Source organism: Bradyrhizobium sp. UFLA05-108 (assembly GCF_059803455.1).
In genome coordinates, this window is sequence record NZ_JBANAZ010000001.1 from 80,598 (window position 1) to 98,895 (window position 18,298).

The window sequence follows — 18,298 nt, forward strand, 5'->3', positions numbered from 1 at the left end:
ATCTATCGCCGATGCTCAGGCTTTGCCGCCGACCGCAAAGGACGCGCCGAGCCGCGACGAGATTACTGCCGCGTCTGAAGCCACCCGTCAGAGGCAGACGGGAAATAGTGAGCTGTCATCTGAAACCCTGTTTAGGCAATTCCAAGCTTGGGCGGCCAAGCAAGATGCGCAGGCACAGGTCAGGCCGGTAAAGCCCGTTCAAGATGCACCGGCACAGGTTGCGGAAAATGCCCGAGCACCGCTTCGGTCCAGGCAAACGCACCAACACGTCCGGCCCGTCCATCATGCCCGGACAGAGATACCGGCCGTGCAAAATCCGCAAAAAAAGATCCGGCGGGAGCAAACTGCACGGGCACAGGTCCCACCTGCACAAGACGCCCGAGCCCAGGACCAGTCTGTGCAAAATGCCCAGGCCCCATCGTACTTACAAATCTTCGGTTTGCGCAATTAGGCCCAGCAGGAAGTGAATCCCGGCGCGCTTAGGCGCGCCCGGAGAGGGACCCCTGTGCATCCTGCATTTACCATTGCCGGCGACTTGCATGGCTTCCGGGTCCGCGTTCTCGCTCCGCAACGCTTCGCCTTTTGTATATCCAAGAGCATGGGGTTGATCCTCCGATTTAGTTAGCACCCCACCCCCTGGACATTGCCTACGATAGCTTGCCTGCCGCTGTGGACGTGGACGTGTTCGACGGTCACTCTCTCCGCCATCTTCCCCATATCTCATTGAATCCAAGATATTCTTTGAATTTGATCCCCGCTTTGGGCCTGCAAAGTCTGCGTGACCCGCGTCGTTTCGTTGTCTTCACGGGATGAGACATAGCGCGCGTGGTGGCAAGCGGGGGTGTCAAGATCGGCCCAGCGTGTGTACCCTCCTATTTCCGACGACGCGGTTTGTCTTTTGTAGGGTCCATTCCTGTAATTGCCCGATACCACGCGGCGTCTGATTGCGCGCGTGCTCTCGCAGCGGCCAGATCGGATTGTCCCTGATAGAACTGACTTAGAGCGAGGTAGCAATCGGTGCGCGCCGGTCCGCGAGGTATCGTAGTGCAGTCCGCCTGCGCGCTCGCGACGCCGGGACAACCTGCCAGTAAGGTTGCGACAACACCCGCGATCCAATGTGTCATGTCGCCTCCAAGCGCGTGCAATGGACGCTATTTCATCGTCGCGTGCACGGTGATTACCGACGTGCCAGAAGCCGTCGGCCCCTGACCCGTTGCCTTGATGGCAAAAGTATCGCTCCCCTTGTATTTGGCCTTCGCTTTGTATTCGAACGTTGACGGGGTGAGCCTCTTCAGCTTGCCGTGTGACGGCTTTTGAGCGACGTCCGAGCCACTCACCGTGCCGCGCATTCTGATTGGAAATTGGCAACTTCCTCCGGACGTGAGGTCAATGTCGGCGGTGGAATTCTCGCCCCAATCCGCCAGTGTCCCAGAAACTGAACATTCGGGAGCGGCCTGCGCCAAAGACACGGACAGTAGGCTCAGACAGTCAACGATAAGCGTCAAAGCAGCGACCTTGGACAACCGCATAGTAGCTTCTCCGCAGCGTTATCTGGTTACGGACATCACTCTTCCGGCACATCAGCCAATCGCAAGCCTGTATACAGGCGTTCGCGGCCAGCGAGGAAGGTTGGATTGTCGCTTGGTTTGGAGGCATGCAAGCGGCGGACGGTGAAGCCAGGGTTGAGCGCTAGTCCAATCCGCGCAACTGTTCTTGCCTCATCAAGGAAGCCCTGCAAACCTAGTGCGGCGGCGAGCCCAAAATGCGTGAGAGGAGAATTTCGGTTGGCCTCGATGCTTCGCCTGAACCAACTGGCGGCTTCTGCGTCCGCACCAAGCTGTACCTTGGCCGCGCCTACAAAATGCAGCCACCGGTGGGCAAAGATATCGCGGGAAGAAAGACGGAGAGCGTCGAGTATATGACCTTCGGTCTCGGCTGCGCGACCCAGATAGTATTTAGCCATCCCGATAACGCCATGCGCATTAGCCAAATTGCGATCAAGCGTTAGCGCCTGCTCGCACTCGGCAATCCCCTGGGTAGCCCGGTTTGTCGAAATGTAGAGGTTACCTAGGATCAAGTGAGCCACTGCATGGTCCGGGGTTAATGAAAGTGCTTTGATCGCATTTTCTTCAGCTGCCGAATAGCGCACGGCTCGGTCATCCGTTAGTAGGTAGGCTCCTATTGTCAGATCGACCATTGCCATGCCGCTCAGTGCTCCGACCCCCTGGGGATCAATAGCCAAGGCACGTTCGAAGAAGCTCCGTGCTTGCGCCATGTGTTCGGGGGTCGGCCCCTTGTTGAACCGAGCGACGCCCTGAAAGTACAGGTCCATCACATCAGGATGCAGTGAGCGTTCCGCCCGTCGCGCTTCGGCCTCAACGAGTTGGGCATTCAGTGTATTGGCGAGCCGCGATACGATTTCGTCCTGTATGTCGAAGAGGTCCGCGACTGGCTTAGTGAAGCGCTCGGCCCACAGGTGATTGCCGGGTTCGGTGTCGATCAACTGCACATTGATCCGAAGCCGATCACCGCCCCGCTGCACCGAGCCTTCGAGCGCGTAACGGACGTTTAACTCGCGGCCGACCTGTTTAAGATCGACCGCTCTGCCCTTGTACGTGAATGCGGTGTGCCGACCGATAACGAATGAGCCGCTGATCCGTGACAAGTCCGTAGTCAGGCTCTCCGTCACTCCATCGACGAAATAGTCCTGCTCGGGATCGCCACTGAGGTTGGCAAAGGGCAGCACAACGATGGAAAGACGAGGCGGCGAACGCGGGGTCGGCCCGACGCTGTCAGCCGGTGTTATCGGGGTGCGTCCATGCGCGACCGCTGCATAGGCGCGGACCGGGCGGGCAATATTTTTGAGGTTTTGCTCACCCAGGTCAAGAAACTCAGCGCCGATCTTGCCTCGGATGTGGTCATAGGCAGAGGACGAAATGCAAATGCCGCCGGGTTCGGCGATGCTTTCAAGCCGCGCCGCAATATTTACATCGTCGCCAAAAACATCGTGCGGCTCGATAATCACGTCGCCAACATTGATGCCGACACGGAAAGCTATCCGCCTGTCTTCCGGATCGGCGGTTGTAAGCTCTCCGATGCGGGCTTGGAATTGGACAGCGGCTCGAACGGCTTCGACCGCGCTTGGAAACTCCGCCAGGAACCCGTCGCCGGTATTCTTCACGATCCGACCGCCGTGTGTGGAGATTGCGGGCGTGACACCGTCCGCGAGGAGCGTTGTCAGTTTAGCATGCGTGGCTTCTTCGTCATGGTGCATTAGCCGCGAATAGCCCGCAACGTCAGCGGCCAATATCGCCGCCAACCGACGTTCAACTCGGATGGGCGGCTCTTGCACCATGGCATGCAGTCCAACCCAGGGCCCACTCTACGGGGGATCAGAGGAGGGTGCCAAACCCGTTACTCGCGTAGCCATCATGCCGATCCGTTGGAAGAGGGTCAAAAGAATAAGTGTTGCCCAAATCCAAATTTCTTCCGAGCGTCGCGATCGGAAGGCCAGGGGGTACTGCGCAGGTGCAAGGAATGGACGTGGCGTTGACTGCCTATGTGTCAGTGCTCCGCCGACTCCGAGACGAACGTGGCCAGTTCGGGCGTTGCGGGAGTGCGCAGGATGTCCGAAGACCCCATTTCGTGGACCTTGCCGTCCCGCATGTAGATCACACGGTCCGCCACCTTGCGGGCAAACGCCATCTCATGCGTCACCAGGATCATCGTCATTCCGTCGGCTGCGAGCTGCTCCATGACGCGGAGGACTTCACCGGTGAGCTGCGGGTCAAGCGCCGAAGTGACCTCGTCGAACAGCATCAGCTTGGGTTCCATGGCGAGGCTGCGGGCGATCGCCACGCGCTGCTGCTGCCCGCCGGAGAGCTGCTCGGGATAGTAATCCATCTTCTCGCGCAGCCCGACCTTGGAAATCACCGTGTCGGCGATCTCGCGCGCTTCTTTCGGCTTGATGCCCTTCACCATGCGCGGAGCCAGCATGATGTTCTGGGCGACCGTCAGGTGTGGGAAGAGATTGTAGCTCTGGAAGACGATACCGACATCACGGCGCAGCGACTTCAGGTCGACGCCGTCATCGTGGAGCTGATGACCGCAGATCAGCATCGATCCCCCCTGGATCGTCTCGAGGCGGTCCATGCAGCGAAGCGCCGTGCTCTTGCCCGAGCCGCTTTGGCCGATGATCGCAGCGACCTCGCCCCTGTTGACCTCGAAGGTGACGCCTTTGAGGACCTCGAGATTGCCGAAGCTCTTGCGGACGTCCTTGAGTTCAACGATGGCCGACATTGAGTTTCCTTTCGAGGGCCCTGCTCTGGACCGACAGCGGATAGCAGATCGCGAAGTACATCAGCGCGGCGATCCCGAAATACAGGAACGGCTGAAACGTCGCGTTGTTGATGATCTTGGCGTTATAGGAGAGCTCGGCGTAGCCGACGACCAGCGAAGCAATCGACGTGTTCTTCACGATCTGAACCATGAAGCCGACGGTCGGGGGTATCGCAATCCGCAGCGCCTGCGGCAGGATGACGGCCGTCATGCGCTGCCAGCGGGTGAGGCCGAGACACTCGGCGGCCTCCCACTGCGGCTTCGCCACCGCCTGAATACATCCACGCCAGATCTCGCCGAGATAGGCGCTGGCATATAGCGTGAGCGCAAAGGTGGCAGCCCCGAGCGGCGACAGGGAATCGTAGCCGAAGATGCTCGGGCCGTAGAAGCAAAGGCCCATCAGAACGAGAAGCGGCAGGCCCTGCATGATTTCGATATAGGCAGCCGCCACGCGCGAGACCGCGGCAATCGGTGAGATGCGGGCGAGCCCGACGAGGAAACCGATCAGGCCGCCGAACAGGAAGGTCAGCAAGCTAAGGACAATGGTCCCCCAGAGTCCCTTGAGCAACGAGATGATGAAAGCACTGTTCATTTGCTGTTTCCCGCGCTCAAAGAGGAGTTCCGAGCTTGCGGCGGCGTGGAAACATCGCGAGCCCCAGCAATGTGAAGCCGGCGCGCACAAGCACGGCCAGCATCAGGTAGATGATTCCAAGCACGACGAAGATCTCGAAGTTGCGAAATGTCTCGCTCTGAATGCGGTTTGACATTCCAAAGAGCTCTTCGACGCCAACGGACGAGACAATGCTCGAGGCAAGCATCAGCAGCACATATTGGCTCGACAGGGCGGGATAGACGCGCTCAAGGGCAGGTCGAATGACCACATGCAGATACGTCTGCGCACGGGAAAGGCCGAGGCAGGTCGCCGCTTCGAGCTGTCCGCGATGGATCGAGTCAATGCCCGCCCGAACGATCTCGGTCGTGTAAGCGCCGATGTTGACCGTCAGGGCGATGGTCGCGCCGACCAGGATCGGCAGTCGGATGCCCAGGCTTGCGATGCCAAAGATCAGAAAGTAGGACTGCACCAGCAGGGGCGTATTGCGAATGAACTCGACATAAAGCGAGACGATTGCGCGCGCCCAGGATGGTCCGCCGGTTCGGACCACCGCGCAAAAGGCGCCGATCAGGATCCCGAACACGGTGGAGAAGAAGGTGAGGCGGAGCGTCGTCCAGACACCCTCGAGCAAGAGAGGCCAGTACGCCAGCACGGCTCCGAAGTCGAATTGATATGTCATGAAACTCCGCCTGCTCCACCGTGAGGGACCACATCACTGAGATGCGGCGACGACCTCTTTGGGGAGATCCGTGCCCTGGAACTTCCTGAAGATTTCCTGCAGTTTCCCGTTCGCGATGTTCTTTTTGACCCACGCGTCGACCCATTGCTTCAGCTCCGTGTCCTCTTTGCGCATGCCGACGCCCATGGGAGCGGTGCGGAGAGGGAGTTTGGGTTCGAGATTCTTATCCGGATTCTTCTTGTTGATGAGATCGACCAGGGTCGGCACTTGCGCCACGAGGTCAGCCTGGTTCGATACCACCGCGGTCATGGTCGTGGCTTCGTCTTCGAAGCGGATGATCTGGGCATCGCGGGGCGCCGCCGCGGTCAGGTCGGCGTCGTTGGTGGTCCCGCGCGTGACCGCAATGCGCTTGCCCGACAGGTCGGCGAAGGTCCTGATTTCCATGCTCTTCGGTGCGGCCACAAATGTCGTCGCGCCGGCATAGGGAAGCGAGAACGCGATCAGCTTCTTGCGTTCGTCGGTGATCGACAAGGCCGACATGATGGCGTCGGCTCGATTGGAGAGCAGGAACGGAATGCGGTTCGCGCCGTTCGTTGCGACGACCTCCATCTTCACACCAAGGTCCGATGCCAGCAGCTTGGCCGCCTCGACCTCCGACCCCGTGGGATTGAGGTTCTCGTCCTTGAACGACCATGGCGGCACGCTGAGATCAATGGCGATGCGGATCGTGCCGGCGGCTTTGATTTTCTCCAGCGTGTCGGCGGACGCGGCCTGATTGATCGCCGCAAGCGAGATCATGGTGAATGCGAATATCCTTGCAAGACGTTTCATGCGTCCCTCCTGATTGGAAATGATCGGTCAGAGTGCCGGTGGAAGTGTTTCGCTGATCTCAGCGAGAAGCGGCGCAAGTGTATCGACGATCAACTCGAGCGAATTTTTCCAATTCGTCCTCCCAAAGCTCATCGGATGTTTTGATTGTTTGTTTGAGACGTTATCGAGCGTCGGTTCCGAGGAGAAGCTTATCTTTCGCCTTCGGAAAAAGTCGTCTCACTTCGTGAGACTGCGTCGGCCGATCCTGCCGTTGCGAGGGGTGAATCGGAAACGACAGCAGCGCCTTCACTGGTGCTCCACAGTCCACTGGCCCCGCTTGCGAATAACGGTTGGCCGTTCAGCACTTGCCGAGCATGAAAGAGAACAGCAGGTCGATTTGTCCGTCGAGCATGTGGGTGCCGTCGCGCGTCGCGCAGCCGCGTTTTGCGGCCTCGGCGAGCAACCTCGTCGGCACCGGATCGGTGATGACGTCTGCGACGACCATCTGCGACGTGAGCTCGCTCGGGTCGATGGGAAGCGGATCGCCGTCCCGCAAGCCCGCGGATGTCGCGTTGACGACGATGTCGCAATCCTGCGGAACCGTGCTGCCAATGGAGACTCGGCCCGCGTACGCCGCGCCGAGTTTGTCGAGCAGTGCGTTCTGGCTGTTGGCGTTGACGTCGTGAAACGTCAGGTGGCGTGCGCCTTCCTCCAGCATGGAGACGCCGATAGATGATCCGGCGCCACCGGCGCCGACCATGTACACGCTCTTTCCGCCTATGGTGTGTCCAGCCTTCTTGAGGCCGGCAGTCAGGCCCGCTCCATCGAAATTGTCGCCGAACCAGAGGCCATCGCCCTCGCGACGCATCGCATTGATCGCGCCAAGCACGCGAGCACGCTCCGACAGACGATCGCAGTGAGCGACCGCTCCGAACTTGTGCGGCAAGGTTATGAGGATGCTGTCGATGTTCGGCATCGCCTTGAGCACAGGCAGCGCCGAATCGAGGTTGCCCTTCTCGATATGCAGGGGCACCAGAACGCCGTCATAGCCGGCTTCTCGCATTCGCTCGGTCAACCAGCCCGGTGCAAGGACCTGGGCGATGGGTGAACCGATCAGCGCGTGAACGCGCGTTCTTCCTGTGATCGCCGGGGCCACGACTATGATCCGAGCTCCGTTTGCCGCTCAGGACAATTTCGGCGCCGGCGAGGGCGGCGCCATGGCATAACCTCTGGCCTCGTAGTCGAACTCGTGCAGCTTGTTTACCGCCTCGGCCTTGTTGACGGGGGAAGCGTAGTAAGCCCGTATTTCGGCGATGCGCGTGATATCATCATTGAAGATGTACCATTCGTCGCCGCGGAGGACCTCGCCGATGGCGGTCTTCCAGTGCGTCCATTCGATGACGGCTTCGTGCCCGTTCTCGCTCGCGAGCACCTTTTCGATCGTCCAGCGCGACCCCAAGGTCTTGACGCACCAGACCCAGCCGTCCGCGATCGCCTCGGCCCCACGCCAGGGTGCGCCCGGCAGACCCGGGGGGAAGTAGTGGACGGCGTCGCTCGTGAAGCAATTGATCAGGGCGCTATGGTCGGCGTCGTTGCAGGCCTGGAAGTAACGCCGAATGAGAGCTTCGGCCTGCTGAGCCTTGGTCGGCGCGGCCATCGCCTTACTCCGCCGCCTGCTGACGGGCACGCCATTCGGCGTATTCCTGCAGCGTTGCTTCGTTCGGCGGATAGGTTCCCCAGAGCGGTGCGCCGGCATCGATCTTCGTGAACAAGAACTTCTCGCGAAGCTCCTGCTCGTAGGAATCGTTCGCCAAGTCTTCGGCGATCGTGCGCGGCACGACAACGACACCATCGCTGTCACCGACGATGATGTCGCCGGGATAGACGGCGACATCGGCACAGCCGATCGGCAACTGCATATCGACAGCGCGATGGTAAGCAGGGCGTGTCGATGCCGTGTTGGCCGTGCAGTAGGCGGGAAAGGGCATCCTGGAGATTTCCGTCCCGTCGCGGAATGCCCCGTCGGTGATCGCGGCTGCGACGCCCTTGCGCATCATGCGCGTCATCAGCATGTTACCTGCGGACGCCGCACGGGGATCGTTGCGGCTGTCGATCATCAGGACCTGGCCTGCGCCGATCGCTTCGACCGCCTCCCACTGCATGTTGTCTTCGCCGCGCTTGCGCAGATCCGCGAGATCCCAATCCTTGTCTTCGCGCGACGGAATGAACCGTAGCGTGAATGCCTCGCCTGCGAAGGACCCGGCATTCGGATTGAGTGGCTTCACGCCGACGAGGAACTGCTGGCGATAGTTGCGTTTGAACAGTTGGGTGGTGAGCGTCGCGGTCGAACAAGCCTTCAGCTTATCCAGGGTTTGGTTTGAAATCGGGGCCATTGTGGTCTCTCTCCAGAGGGATCAGCGATCGAATGACGGAGGTTCCTTCAAAGCAGGGCGCCAATGCTCCTTGACTGGAGTCACCATAGCTCTCGTTGGCGCTGGAGGAAGATGCACCGGCTGCGGAAGCGGAGGGATGTCTCATATCGTGAGATCATGTCCGAGCGGCATATCGCTCGATCACATCGATGCTCGGTTCAAAGCCTATTCCGTGGCTGCTCGATGCAGTCACGACGCCGTTGGTGGGTTGTGGTGTCGCGGCGAGCCATGCCTCCGGCTCGACGAACAGAAACTCGACCAGCGTTCCCTCGGACGCGAGAGGCAGCATCGCCAGCGTCGCAAAATACCCCGGCCCGAAGTACGGCGTGTGTGGCATCGCGACCTTTCCCGCCCGTTTGCAAGCTGCCAGGATCTGGAGAAACTCCGACGTGCCGCCGACCTTCGTCATGCTCGGCTGCGGATAGGTGACGGCGCTTATGATGCGGTTGAAATCGAAGGCTGTGCTGGCATTCTCGCCCGTTCCGACGGGGACGCCAGCCGTCTCGATCTCCACCATGCTTTGATAATCGTCAGGTGGAAAGACCGGTTCTTCCACCCAGAGGACGTCGCACGTCCTGAAGGTATCGCGCAGTGCCAACGCTTCCTTCATCGACCAGGCGCAATTGGCATCAACCATGAGGAGAATGTCGGGCCCAATCACCTCTCGAGCGCGCCTGATGATGTCGGGTGCGATCTCATGCAGCTTGATGTGACGATAGCCGAGCTCGAGGGCGCGCTCGCACTGCCTGGCGACAAGATCCTTGTCGCCGTACCTGACGAGACTTGCGTAGGCGGGACGGTGCGATGGACCATCAGCTCCCAGCAGGCGCCAGAGTGGCAGGCCTTGGCGCTTTGCTTTCAAGTCCCAGAGCGCAATGTCGACGCCGGACAGCGCGAAGAGAGTAATGCCGTAGCGGCCAAACAGATGAAGCTTTCGCTGCACGTCCAGGTTCCACGCGGCGATGTCGTCAATGCTTGCCATCGTCACGAAGGGCGCGATCATGTGGTCGACGGCCGCTTTCACTGCCTCCAGGCAGAAATAGGCGAAGGCGTCTCCCCAGCCGACGTTTCCCGCCTCGTCTTCAACCCGAATCAGAACCATGTCGAGCGTGTGCCAGCGAGAGGGAGTGCCGCCCACGCCCTCTCCGCCGTCGGCAAATGGAATTCTTGTCGGAAAGGTCTGCAGCGAGACGATTTTTGGCACGGAGGTGCTGTCGCGATCGGCGGGCATGAATTCTCCTAGAGCATGATCCGGAAAAGTGTGAAGCGGTTTTCCCTCGCGACAAACGCGGAACGCGTTTGCGCGGAGATCATGCTCAAACAATAACCCAAAGCGCGATGACGATTCATCCCAATCTCATCGCGATTTAGAGACTTGCGATCGAGTCTGCGAAGCCGCGCTCGCCGACGTCGATCGACAAGAGGTGACCGGACAGGGGTGCCTTGGTGAGACTTTCCCGAGACAGGCCGGCACGTGCGCTCGTCACGAAGAGCTCGGACAGGGAATTCCCGCCGAATGTGATGCCAGTCGGGTTTGGCACCGGCAGCGCGACCGTTCGCTCGATTTCTCCGCTGTCATTGAGCTTGATCACGCTCCAGCCCTCGGACAGCCCGATCCATGGATTGAAGTTTTCGTCGACGGCCAGGGCGCAAGGCGCGCCCGCGACTTTGGGGATGTCGGCGAACTTGCGCCGCCGGCCGGTCTTACGTTCCAGGGAGTAGATGCACTGGCGACGCGGCTGCGTCGCGAACAGCGTTGCCTCGCCAGCGAAGGCGATGTCGGTCACTTCGCCCTGCAACTCGAACGCGGGCTGGACGCCGGACTGCTTTCGCCATGGGCCGATCCTGCTGAGGTTGGCCTCCACGTCGAATGCGGCGGCCCAAATCTCTCGGTCCGGAGACGCGCGCAGCACTTTGAGCGAGATACCTGGCGTTCCCTTGATGCGCTCCTGACGACCCGATAGATCGTCTATGACGACATCATTGCCGACGGAGAAGGCGATGCCATTTTCGACGAGGCACATCGAGTTGATGCTCTCGGCCAAGGCCTGCAGCGAGATCATGTACGAATTGTCGCCCTCCGCCCTGATGGCAGGCGCCAGCAGATCAGCCCAAACCAATGTCCGCGTACGCAGGTCCCAGCGAGGCGTTGCGCCGATGAACGCCGCGTCTTGTGTCCACACCTTGTAACCGTCCGGCGCATGCCGGGCGCTCTTGATCGTCGGCGCAAGCAGGTCCGAGATTCGCTTTGCGACTTCAACGAGCTCTTGTCCCAACTGCTCGGCGCGCTGCGCGGTGATGCGGAACGTCGGACCGGCCACGCTGATGGCGGCCAACGGCTTCCCGCCGGGATCCAGAATTGCCGTTCCGACGCAGCGCGTGCCGAGGATGATTTCCTCGTCGTCGATTGCATAACCGCGTGCGCGGACGATTGCGAGATGAGCCCTCAATTGCTGGGGATCGCAGATCGTATTGTCCGTGAATTTCGTGAGCTCGCCGCGCAGCGCCAGCTCGAGCTGAGACTCCGAGAGATGGGCAAGAATTGACTTGCCCTGACTCGTGCAATGCATCGGTTTCAGTGCCCCGAGCCTTGCATTCGACCGTTCGGAATGAACGCTTTCGAAACGGCCGAGCGACAGAACATGACTGCCCTCTTGCACCGCAAGGTAGGCTGTCTCTCCCGTCAAGTCGCGTAGTCGCCGAAGTTCAACGGAGGCGATCGATGCGAGATCCGACGACGACCACGCGTTCTGTGCCAAGTCGAGGAAGTTGAAGCCGAGCGTGTAATTTTGAGTTCGAGGATCGGCGCGGATCAACCCGCGCGAGATCAGCGCAGCCAGGATGCGGTAAAGCGTTGCGCGCGGAATGCCGGTTTGCTCGGCGAGTATCGCTTGATCCAGGGAACCCGGCGACCTGCCGATCAATTCGAGGATGTCGCAAGCCTTGCCCAGCAGCGCCGTTCCGGCGACGCTCTTGGGATGGATCAGGTCTGGCGACCACTCGATCTCGCGTTCAGGCATGGCTCGAGTTTAGTTTCAATGGATGAGACGATCCAGCCTGGTGCGCTGCACCAAAGAGCTCAATTGAACTGAGCTGCCCACATCATGGGACTTGGATGCCGGTGGCTTTTGCCGCGCCAGCTCGGAGCTGCGACGCGCCGCCAGCGGGTACGGCTACTGCGTCAGGTGCGCGGAGGAGATGGCCTTCTGAAACAGCGCCGTCAGCGCGTCGCTGATGCTGCTGTCGCTCGACACCTCATAGTAATAGCCGGAGGTTGCGCAGGCCTTCATCTGGGTCGCGATCGAGCTGCGCCAGGGCGCGATGTAGGTGGTGTACCAGCTGTTGTTGGTGATCGCGAGATACGTGGTGTAGAGGATCGCGATGTTGATGCCACGATTCTTGATTGTATCGCAGATCGTGGTGGTGAGCGGCTCCTGGCATCGTCCCGACGAGGTGATGACGGTCTCGGAGCAACTCGACGGGTAATAATAGTCGGCCACACCGTCCGAGATGAAGAATAGCCATTTTTGCGGCGAGGATGCAGTTCCGGTGCCGGGAGTAGGAATCGTGCTGTTCATCGAGGACAGAATGCCGTCGAAGTCGGTGCACATGTCGTTGTTGTAGTTGGTGTAGGGAATCGTCATCAGGTCGACAGAAGAGACGGCCGTCTTGACCGACGAGAGGTTCGACGTGAGCGATGAGATCGTCGTCAGGCCGATGGAGCTGCAATCGCTTCCCATGGTGTAGACCGCCATCCGGTATTGGTTGCTGACGAGCTCGCTTGATGTGGCGGTATCCGTCAATGACTGCGTTGCGGTCCGCACCAGGTCGATCCGCATCGTGATGCCGAGCTTCTTCGCGATCGAATAGTAGCTGCTGGTTTGTTTCGTCTTTTTGGAGCTCGACGTATAGGTGTCGTGGCAGGCGAAGGCGCAACTGTCGGAAGTTGCGGCCTGCAAGGCGGTCATATCAGCAGTGGTCGCGCCAAGCCCCTGCGATGGCGAGTTGTCGAGCAGCACGTAGAAGTCGATATAGCTGGGCAGCGAGGCCGCCGCCGACGAGCTCGCCGAAACCGTCATGGTCTTGTAGCCCACTAGACCCATGAAATAATTCGAAACGGTCAATGTTGCCGTGCCGGTAGCCGTCCGGGTGGTCACGGTATCTGTCACCGTGATGGACACTGAGCTCGTTGTCATGCCGTATGCGGACATCTGCGCGGCATACGTGTTCAGTGCATCGCTCTGTGCCGTGGCTGCGGCGTTTGTGATCTCGCTCTTTGCGGTGGCGACCAGCACCGCGGTGTCGAGTGCTGCCGTCAGCTTGGCTCGGGCCCGCACTGCGAGGGAGTAATCGACCGCGGCGCCGACGGCGGCGAGAACGGGCAGTGATGTAATGGCGAAGATCACGACGACATTTCCGCGGCGATCGGAGCAGAAACGCGAGAGCAGGCGACCAAAACGCGTGGCAGCAAACGTCAACTTGGTGCACCCCCTAAGCGAAGAATTGAGCGCTTCAACGTAGCGCCCAGATGCTTACGGGTCGGTTGCTCAACGCGTGAGGAGACGTTTCCGCAGCGTTGCTGACTGTGTCGCGTACTCGCGGCACAGCGTATCGAATCATCGACGTGGAAAGGTGGGCGCCGATCGTCCCTTGGTACTGCTGAGATTGATTCGGTAGTCGTCCTGGAGCGCCGCTCTCTCATTTGAGCGCAGAAGTGGAGCGTCTCTCCAGAACAGTCGCCGGGGGCAGCCGATGCCACCTTCTCACGCAAGAGGAGGAAGAGAGCTCAGCCTCTTGCGCTCAGCACCGCTCGGGCCGCTGCCACATACTCCCGCCAATGCGTTTCCGCGAAGCGCTCGGCCTGTCGTGCGCAGGTGATGTCGGGCGCGTGCGCGGCCGCGATCATCCTGGCGAAGCGTTCTTCGGCTATCGTCAGGTCCACCACATCGTCGGTTGAAGCCAAGGCGCTGCTTGCGGCCTGCGGCGCGGCGACGAGCCCTGCCATTCCGGCCAACAAAACACGGCGTGATGTCTTCATTGCTTTCATCCTCTCTGGTCCTGATCGCGCGGTTCTGGCAGGCGAGTGTGTCGTTGCGATCACGGCAGGGTAACGGCGTGCGCCCGGACAGTCCACAGATTGCAGATGCGGCTTGACGCTGCGGGCGATCGCGGCCCAACTTGCACGAAGCAATCCGCACCGAGCAATTGTAGGGGGCACCGGCCGCGCCGACGTGCAATCGTTCGGCGGGGCGCGGCTTGGCCGCCTGGCACAGGTCCAGCCCCTCACCCAACCGATCGTGCGGCTCCAGCTCGATCGCATGAACGACGACGGCAACCGCCTGTTCGGTATCACGACGCTTGTCGCGCGGATGCCGAAACCGTCTTGTCAGGTGACTTTGCAACGGAGTTCCTGCGTGGTGGATTTTCGGTAAAGCAAACCCATCGCAATTGTCCGGATGACGGTGCTACGGCTTCTCTTGCACTCACTGATGGACAAAGGCTTTTGTCACGCGTCGACCTTCGCCCGGCAGCGTTGCCCGTCAACAGATCGTTAGCCTTTCCCGCGAAATCGCCCGCTGCGTTATCCTGCCGCAAGGGGCATTGCGGCAGACTGGAACAGATTTCGTCTGGGAGGTTGCGATGCCCCGCTTGACGCCGGAACGAACGTTCCTGGCCGGGAAGATTATCTTCAACTTTGGGCAATCGTCGCTCGATTGCGTGGTGCGCCGCATGTCGGAGGAAGGCGCCACGCTTCAGCTCGAGACCGGTCTTGGCGTACCCGACCAATTCCAGTTGAAGCTTGCGGACGACGAGTTGCTGGCGTGCCGCGTGGTTTGGCGTTCCGATCGCGAGATCGGTGTCGCGCTCGGCACGGCTGGTGGCGAGGCGAGAAACGAGGAGGCGCCGACCCGGCGCGGCGACGCCTTGATGCGTAGCCAGATGCTGGCGCTGCGCGCCGCGCTCGATCACGTGCCGACCGGCATCGTGCTGCTCGACGCGCAGCTCAGGGCGCGCCTGATCAATCGGTCATTCCGCCAGATGTGGCGGCTGCCCCAAGAGGTCGCCGACAGCAATCCCTCGATACTCACACTGCTCTATCACGGACGGGATACGGGAGCCTACGAAGTGCCGGCCGCCGAGCTTGATGCGCTCGTTGCAAGGCGTGTTCGCCAGATCGAGGCAGGAGACCCCACGCCGGTCGATCTGCGCCGAACCAATGGCGATGTCATGCGCGTGCAGTGCACGCCGTTACCTGACGGCGGACGGATGCTGACCTACACGCCCGTCACCGATATCGTGCGCTCCTCCGACGAGCTGAAGCTATTGCGAGATGCGCTGGAGAACGTCCAGGATGGCGTGCTTCTCCTCGACTCCGAACTGAACGCGAGCTTCATGAACCGGCGGATGCGGCGGTTCTGGGAGGTCAGCGACGAGGAGGCAGTAGGCCGGCCAGCCTACGCGTCGCTGGTGCGGCGCGTGCATCGCGCCAGCGCGCCGGATCTGCCCCCAAGCGAACTCGCAAAATTTCCAGCCAAGCGCGTCGAAGAGGTCAAGGCCGGCGATCACGTGCGTGACCTTCAGACGCCGGACGGTAGGCGCATCCGCGCCCATTGCACGACGATGTCGAATGGCGGCCGCATGCTGACCTATGTCGATATCACCGATCTTACGCAAAAGGCCAAGATGCTGGAGACGCTGGCCACCACCGATCCGCTCACCGGCCTCTTCAACCGCCGCCATTTCCTGGAAAGCCTCGATGCCGAATGGAGTCGCTTCCAGCGCTACTATCGCTCGGTGTCGGTGTTGATGCTCGACATCGATCACTTCAAGTCGGTCAACGACCACTACGGCCATGCGGTCGGCGATGCCGCGATCAAGACGGTCGCTGCCGCATGCCTCGATGGCAAGCGCAAGTCTGATATCATCGGCCGTCTCGGCGGCGAGGAGTTCGCGGTTCTCCTGCCCGAGACCAGCCTGTCCCGCGCCAGAACGGTCGCCGAGCGCATCCGCAAGCGCGTGATGTGCTCGCATATCGCCGCCCACAAGATCCAGTTCGGCGTCACCGTGAGCATTGGCATCGCCGAGGCCAGCGTCAGCATGTCCGGCACCGATGCGTTGATGAGCGCGGCCGATCACGCGCTCTACCAGGCCAAGGCCGGAGGTCGCAATCGCTGCATTGCCTGGTCGCCACCGCTGCCCGCAAGCAAGGCGGCGGAGTGATCGCCGAAGTCGCTTCTATTTCTACCGTGTCACAAGCACTCTTCCTCATCCTGAGGAGCGCGGAACGCGCGTCTCGAAGGATGGCCGCGGGTGATATCCGGGCCTTCATGGTTCGAGACGCGCTCCGCGCTCTTCACCATGAGGGTCTTGTGACGCAGTAAGACTAATCCGGCACCGGCACATCGAACGTGTTCAGCGTGACCGAGACCATGCAATAGACACCGACGAGATAGGACAATTCGGCTGCGCCGTGCTCGCCGAACTCCTTCACCGCGGCGCGCCAGGTCAACTCGGGCAGCACGCCGCCGCTCACCAGTGCGGATGCCATGTCGTAGGCGACGGCTTCCTGCTTGGTCAGGTCGACCGGCCGTTGGCCGGCCACGATGGTCGCGAGCTTCTCATCCGACAGGCCGCGCTGCTCGGCGACCAGCACATGGGCATAGAGTTCGTAGCCGGAGCGGAAATGCGAGCCGGTGACGAGGATCGCGACCTCGCGCACCGGCGCCGGCAGCAGCGGATTCGATGCGATCGCCTTGACCAGATCCCACACCGGCCTGCCGAAACGCGGTTCGCGGAGCCAGGGATTCCACGGGCCGAGCAGCGCGCCGTCCTCGCGCATGTTCACAAAGCCCTTGAAATGATCCTTGATGCCCGCTCGCATGTCGTCATACAGCGGCTTCTGCTCGGCGGTCAGCTCTTTCGGATCGAGAATGGGAAGGCGCATGGCAGCTCTCCTCGTTCAGGGAGTGCCGAACGTTGCCCGGGCAGCGGCGCAAGGCAAGTGAAGTTGCCGTGACATGCGCGTCGCGATCCTGGTGGCATGGAGGCGCCGCTGCAACCGTGCTATGTTTTGGCGGGAGTCGCAGGCCGCACAACGAATTGAGGCGCCCGTGTCCTGGGTCTGCCAATTTGGACAATAAGCTTCTTGCTAAATGGATTTGAGATGAGAAAGGTTCTGGTTTTCGCTTTGGCCATTGTGATGCTGCTTGGAGGTCTGTACGTCGCGGGCCTCCAATTGTTCTTCAGCAGCAAGATCTATCTTTGGTTCGTCATTGGCGGGGTCACGGTGGCTACGGTGGGCGCCCATCTTTTGTGGACCGATATTCTCGCTCCAATGCTCAATATCCAAGCTAAAGACTGATTTTGCTCGTTGAACCGCTTACGCCACCGGTTCGCCAAGTGTGTGCATCAGCCGGTTGGCCCAGCCGAAGATCGCGGCCGACAGCACGAGGTCGAGCTGTTCGAGCCCGCTGAGGCCAGCGTCCGCCAATCTGCGCGCGTCGTCCGTCGTAGCCTCGATCGGCGTCGTCGATAGTTTCGTGGCGAAATCGAACAGTGCCTGCTGTCGCGCCTCCAGCCTGGCGTCGCGCTCGCCGGCAAAGATCTCCTCGACCACATCGTTCTGCCCCGTGAGGCCGATGAAGCGTGAGGCGTGAACGGCAGCACAATAGATGCAGCGGTTGACGATGGAGGCGCTGAGCGCGCCGAGCTCGCGCTCGGCAGTGGACAGGCCATCCTTGCCGTACATGATCATGTTGAACAGCGGCGAGCGGACCTCGAGCGATTCCGGATCATGCGCCAGCGTCAGCACGTAAGGCGACACGCCCTTGTTCGACGGCGTGACTTTCATCGCCGCGAGCTGCTCCGGCGTTGCGGAGGCGAGCTCTACCGGGGTGACGTAGGGCGACCAGGTCGGGATCGTGGCAGTGAAGCTGTGAACGACCTCGCTCATCTGGCCTCGACTGCCTTGAGAAGTTTCAGGCCGGCAACGACCCGCAACTGATAGTTCACGAAAGCGGCGAGTTCAGACAGCCGCACGATGTCGGCCTCGCTGACCCCGGCGGCCTTCAGCGTCTCGACGTCCTGTCGCGTCGCCTCGCGCGGGGAGAGCGTCAGGAGGTCGGCGTGGCGCGCCATGGCGTCGTTCAGCGCATCGCCGCAGGCTCCGCCGGGCTCGGCGAGGGTGGCGACATCCAGATCATGCGAATGCGCGAGATAGGATTCGTAGTGCGCAGTCAGGGCGGCATCGCCGACATGCCGGCACATCCGCGCCGCGAGCGCCGCGCGCAGGCCGTGGCTCAGCCCGCCGGGTTCGCGCGGCAGCAGCACCGCGTCATGCGCAGCTTCACTCAGGCGCAGGATCTCAGCGCGCGTTTTCAACGCCTGATTAAGCCGCGATCCCTCGGGCACGCCGGCCATCGTTTC

General features: G+C 61.0%; 20 protein-coding genes. 4 read left to right on the forward strand and 16 right to left on the reverse strand.

Annotated elements, in window-relative coordinates; genetic code table 11:
• Positions 1 to 451: hypothetical protein (locus SO140_RS00340; RefSeq protein WP_498542186.1), on the forward strand; the 451-nt coding region annotated here is incomplete at its 5' end.
• Between the two features lie 700 nt (positions 452 to 1,151).
• Here the strand turns inward: SO140_RS00340 and SO140_RS00345 are convergent.
• From SO140_RS00345 to SO140_RS00405, 13 genes are all read right to left on the reverse strand, one after another.
• The gene (locus SO140_RS00345; protein ID WP_449379780.1) at positions 1,152 to 1,529 is read right to left on the reverse strand and encodes a hypothetical protein; all 378 of its coding nucleotides are present in this window, start codon (positions 1,527 to 1,529) and stop codon (positions 1,152 to 1,154) included.
• 35 nt (positions 1,530 to 1,564) lie between these two features.
• Positions 1,565 to 3,355, reverse strand: coding sequence for an adenylate/guanylate cyclase domain-containing protein (locus tag SO140_RS00350; protein WP_449379781.1), 1,791 nt, complete (start codon positions 3,353 to 3,355; stop codon positions 1,565 to 1,567).
• Positions 3,356 to 3,564: 209 nt separating this feature from the next.
• A complete protein-coding gene (locus SO140_RS00355) occupies positions 3,565 to 4,299 on the reverse strand; it encodes an amino acid ABC transporter ATP-binding protein (protein ID WP_449379782.1) in 735 nt (244 codons plus the stop codon).
• Entirely contained in the window at positions 4,283 to 4,930 is a 648-nt protein-coding gene (locus SO140_RS00360; protein WP_449379783.1) for an amino acid ABC transporter permease, read from the reverse strand. Before SO140_RS00360 ends, SO140_RS00355 begins: the two co-directional genes overlap by 17 nt.
• 16 nt (positions 4,931 to 4,946) lie before the next feature.
• Positions 4,947 to 5,630: an amino acid ABC transporter permease gene (locus SO140_RS00365; RefSeq protein ID WP_449379784.1), complete on the reverse strand. Its 684-nt coding sequence runs from the start codon at positions 5,628 to 5,630 to the stop codon at positions 4,947 to 4,949.
• 33 nt (positions 5,631 to 5,663) lie between these two features.
• Complete coding sequence (locus tag SO140_RS00370; protein WP_449379785.1) at positions 5,664 to 6,461, reverse strand: transporter substrate-binding domain-containing protein; 798 nt, start codon at positions 6,459 to 6,461, stop codon at positions 5,664 to 5,666.
• A 337-nt stretch (positions 6,462 to 6,798) separates the two neighbouring features.
• Positions 6,799 to 7,596 (reverse strand): shikimate dehydrogenase family protein, encoded by a 798-nt coding sequence (locus SO140_RS00375; RefSeq protein WP_449379786.1) that lies wholly within the window; start codon positions 7,594 to 7,596, stop codon positions 6,799 to 6,801.
• Positions 7,597 to 7,623: 27 nt separating this feature from the next.
• Positions 7,624 to 8,097, reverse strand: a complete 474-nt coding sequence (locus SO140_RS00380; RefSeq protein WP_449379787.1) for a nuclear transport factor 2 family protein — start codon at positions 8,095 to 8,097, stop codon at positions 7,624 to 7,626.
• 4 nt (positions 8,098 to 8,101) lie between these two features.
• Positions 8,102 to 8,833, reverse strand: a complete 732-nt coding sequence (locus tag SO140_RS00385) for an RraA family protein (protein ID WP_449379788.1) — start codon at positions 8,831 to 8,833, stop codon at positions 8,102 to 8,104.
• Between the two features lie 154 nt (positions 8,834 to 8,987).
• Positions 8,988 to 10,103, reverse strand: a complete 1,116-nt coding sequence (locus SO140_RS00390) for a mandelate racemase/muconate lactonizing enzyme family protein (RefSeq protein WP_498542187.1) — start codon at positions 10,101 to 10,103, stop codon at positions 8,988 to 8,990.
• A 136-nt stretch (positions 10,104 to 10,239) separates the two neighbouring features.
• Entirely contained in the window at positions 10,240 to 11,892 is a 1,653-nt protein-coding gene (locus tag SO140_RS00395) for an IclR family transcriptional regulator domain-containing protein (protein ID WP_449379790.1), read from the reverse strand.
• A gap of 153 nt (positions 11,893 to 12,045) precedes the next feature.
• On the reverse strand, positions 12,046 to 13,350 hold the full coding sequence (locus SO140_RS00400) for a TadE/TadG family type IV pilus assembly protein (protein ID WP_449379791.1): 1,305 nt from the start codon (positions 13,348 to 13,350) through the stop codon (positions 12,046 to 12,048).
• Between the two features lie 308 nt (positions 13,351 to 13,658).
• Positions 13,659 to 13,910, reverse strand: a complete 252-nt coding sequence (locus SO140_RS00405; protein WP_449379792.1) for a hypothetical protein — start codon at positions 13,908 to 13,910, stop codon at positions 13,659 to 13,661.
• A 112-nt stretch (positions 13,911 to 14,022) separates the two neighbouring features.
• Between SO140_RS00405 and SO140_RS00410 the strand changes: the two genes are divergently transcribed.
• On the forward strand, positions 14,023 to 14,304 hold the full coding sequence (locus tag SO140_RS00410; protein ID WP_449379793.1) for a hypothetical protein: 282 nt from the start codon (positions 14,023 to 14,025) through the stop codon (positions 14,302 to 14,304).
• Positions 14,305 to 14,512: 208 nt separating this feature from the next.
• Positions 14,513 to 16,093 (forward strand): GGDEF domain-containing protein, encoded by a 1,581-nt coding sequence (locus tag SO140_RS00415; RefSeq protein WP_449379794.1) that lies wholly within the window; start codon positions 14,513 to 14,515, stop codon positions 16,091 to 16,093.
• Between the two features lie 163 nt (positions 16,094 to 16,256).
• Here SO140_RS00415 and SO140_RS00420 read toward each other — a convergent pair whose 3' ends face one another.
• Positions 16,257 to 16,817, reverse strand: a complete 561-nt coding sequence (locus SO140_RS00420) for a carboxymuconolactone decarboxylase family protein (RefSeq protein ID WP_449379795.1) — start codon at positions 16,815 to 16,817, stop codon at positions 16,257 to 16,259.
• 219 nt (positions 16,818 to 17,036) lie between these two features.
• Here SO140_RS00420 and SO140_RS00425 point away from each other — a divergent pair, with 219 nt between their 5' ends.
• Positions 17,037 to 17,234 (forward strand): hypothetical protein, encoded by a 198-nt coding sequence (locus tag SO140_RS00425; protein WP_449379796.1) that lies wholly within the window; start codon positions 17,037 to 17,039, stop codon positions 17,232 to 17,234.
• 18 nt (positions 17,235 to 17,252) lie between these two features.
• Here SO140_RS00425 and SO140_RS00430 read toward each other — a convergent pair whose 3' ends face one another.
• Together SO140_RS00430 and SO140_RS00435 are read right to left on the reverse strand one after the other, a co-directional pair.
• A complete protein-coding gene (locus SO140_RS00430) occupies positions 17,253 to 17,825 on the reverse strand; it encodes a peroxidase-related enzyme (protein ID WP_449379797.1) in 573 nt (190 codons plus the stop codon).
• Entirely contained in the window at positions 17,822 to 18,292 is a 471-nt protein-coding gene (locus tag SO140_RS00435) for a CMD domain-containing protein (protein WP_449379817.1), read from the reverse strand. Before SO140_RS00435 ends, SO140_RS00430 begins: the two co-directional genes overlap by 4 nt.
• Between the last annotated feature and the right edge of the window lie 6 nt (positions 18,293 to 18,298).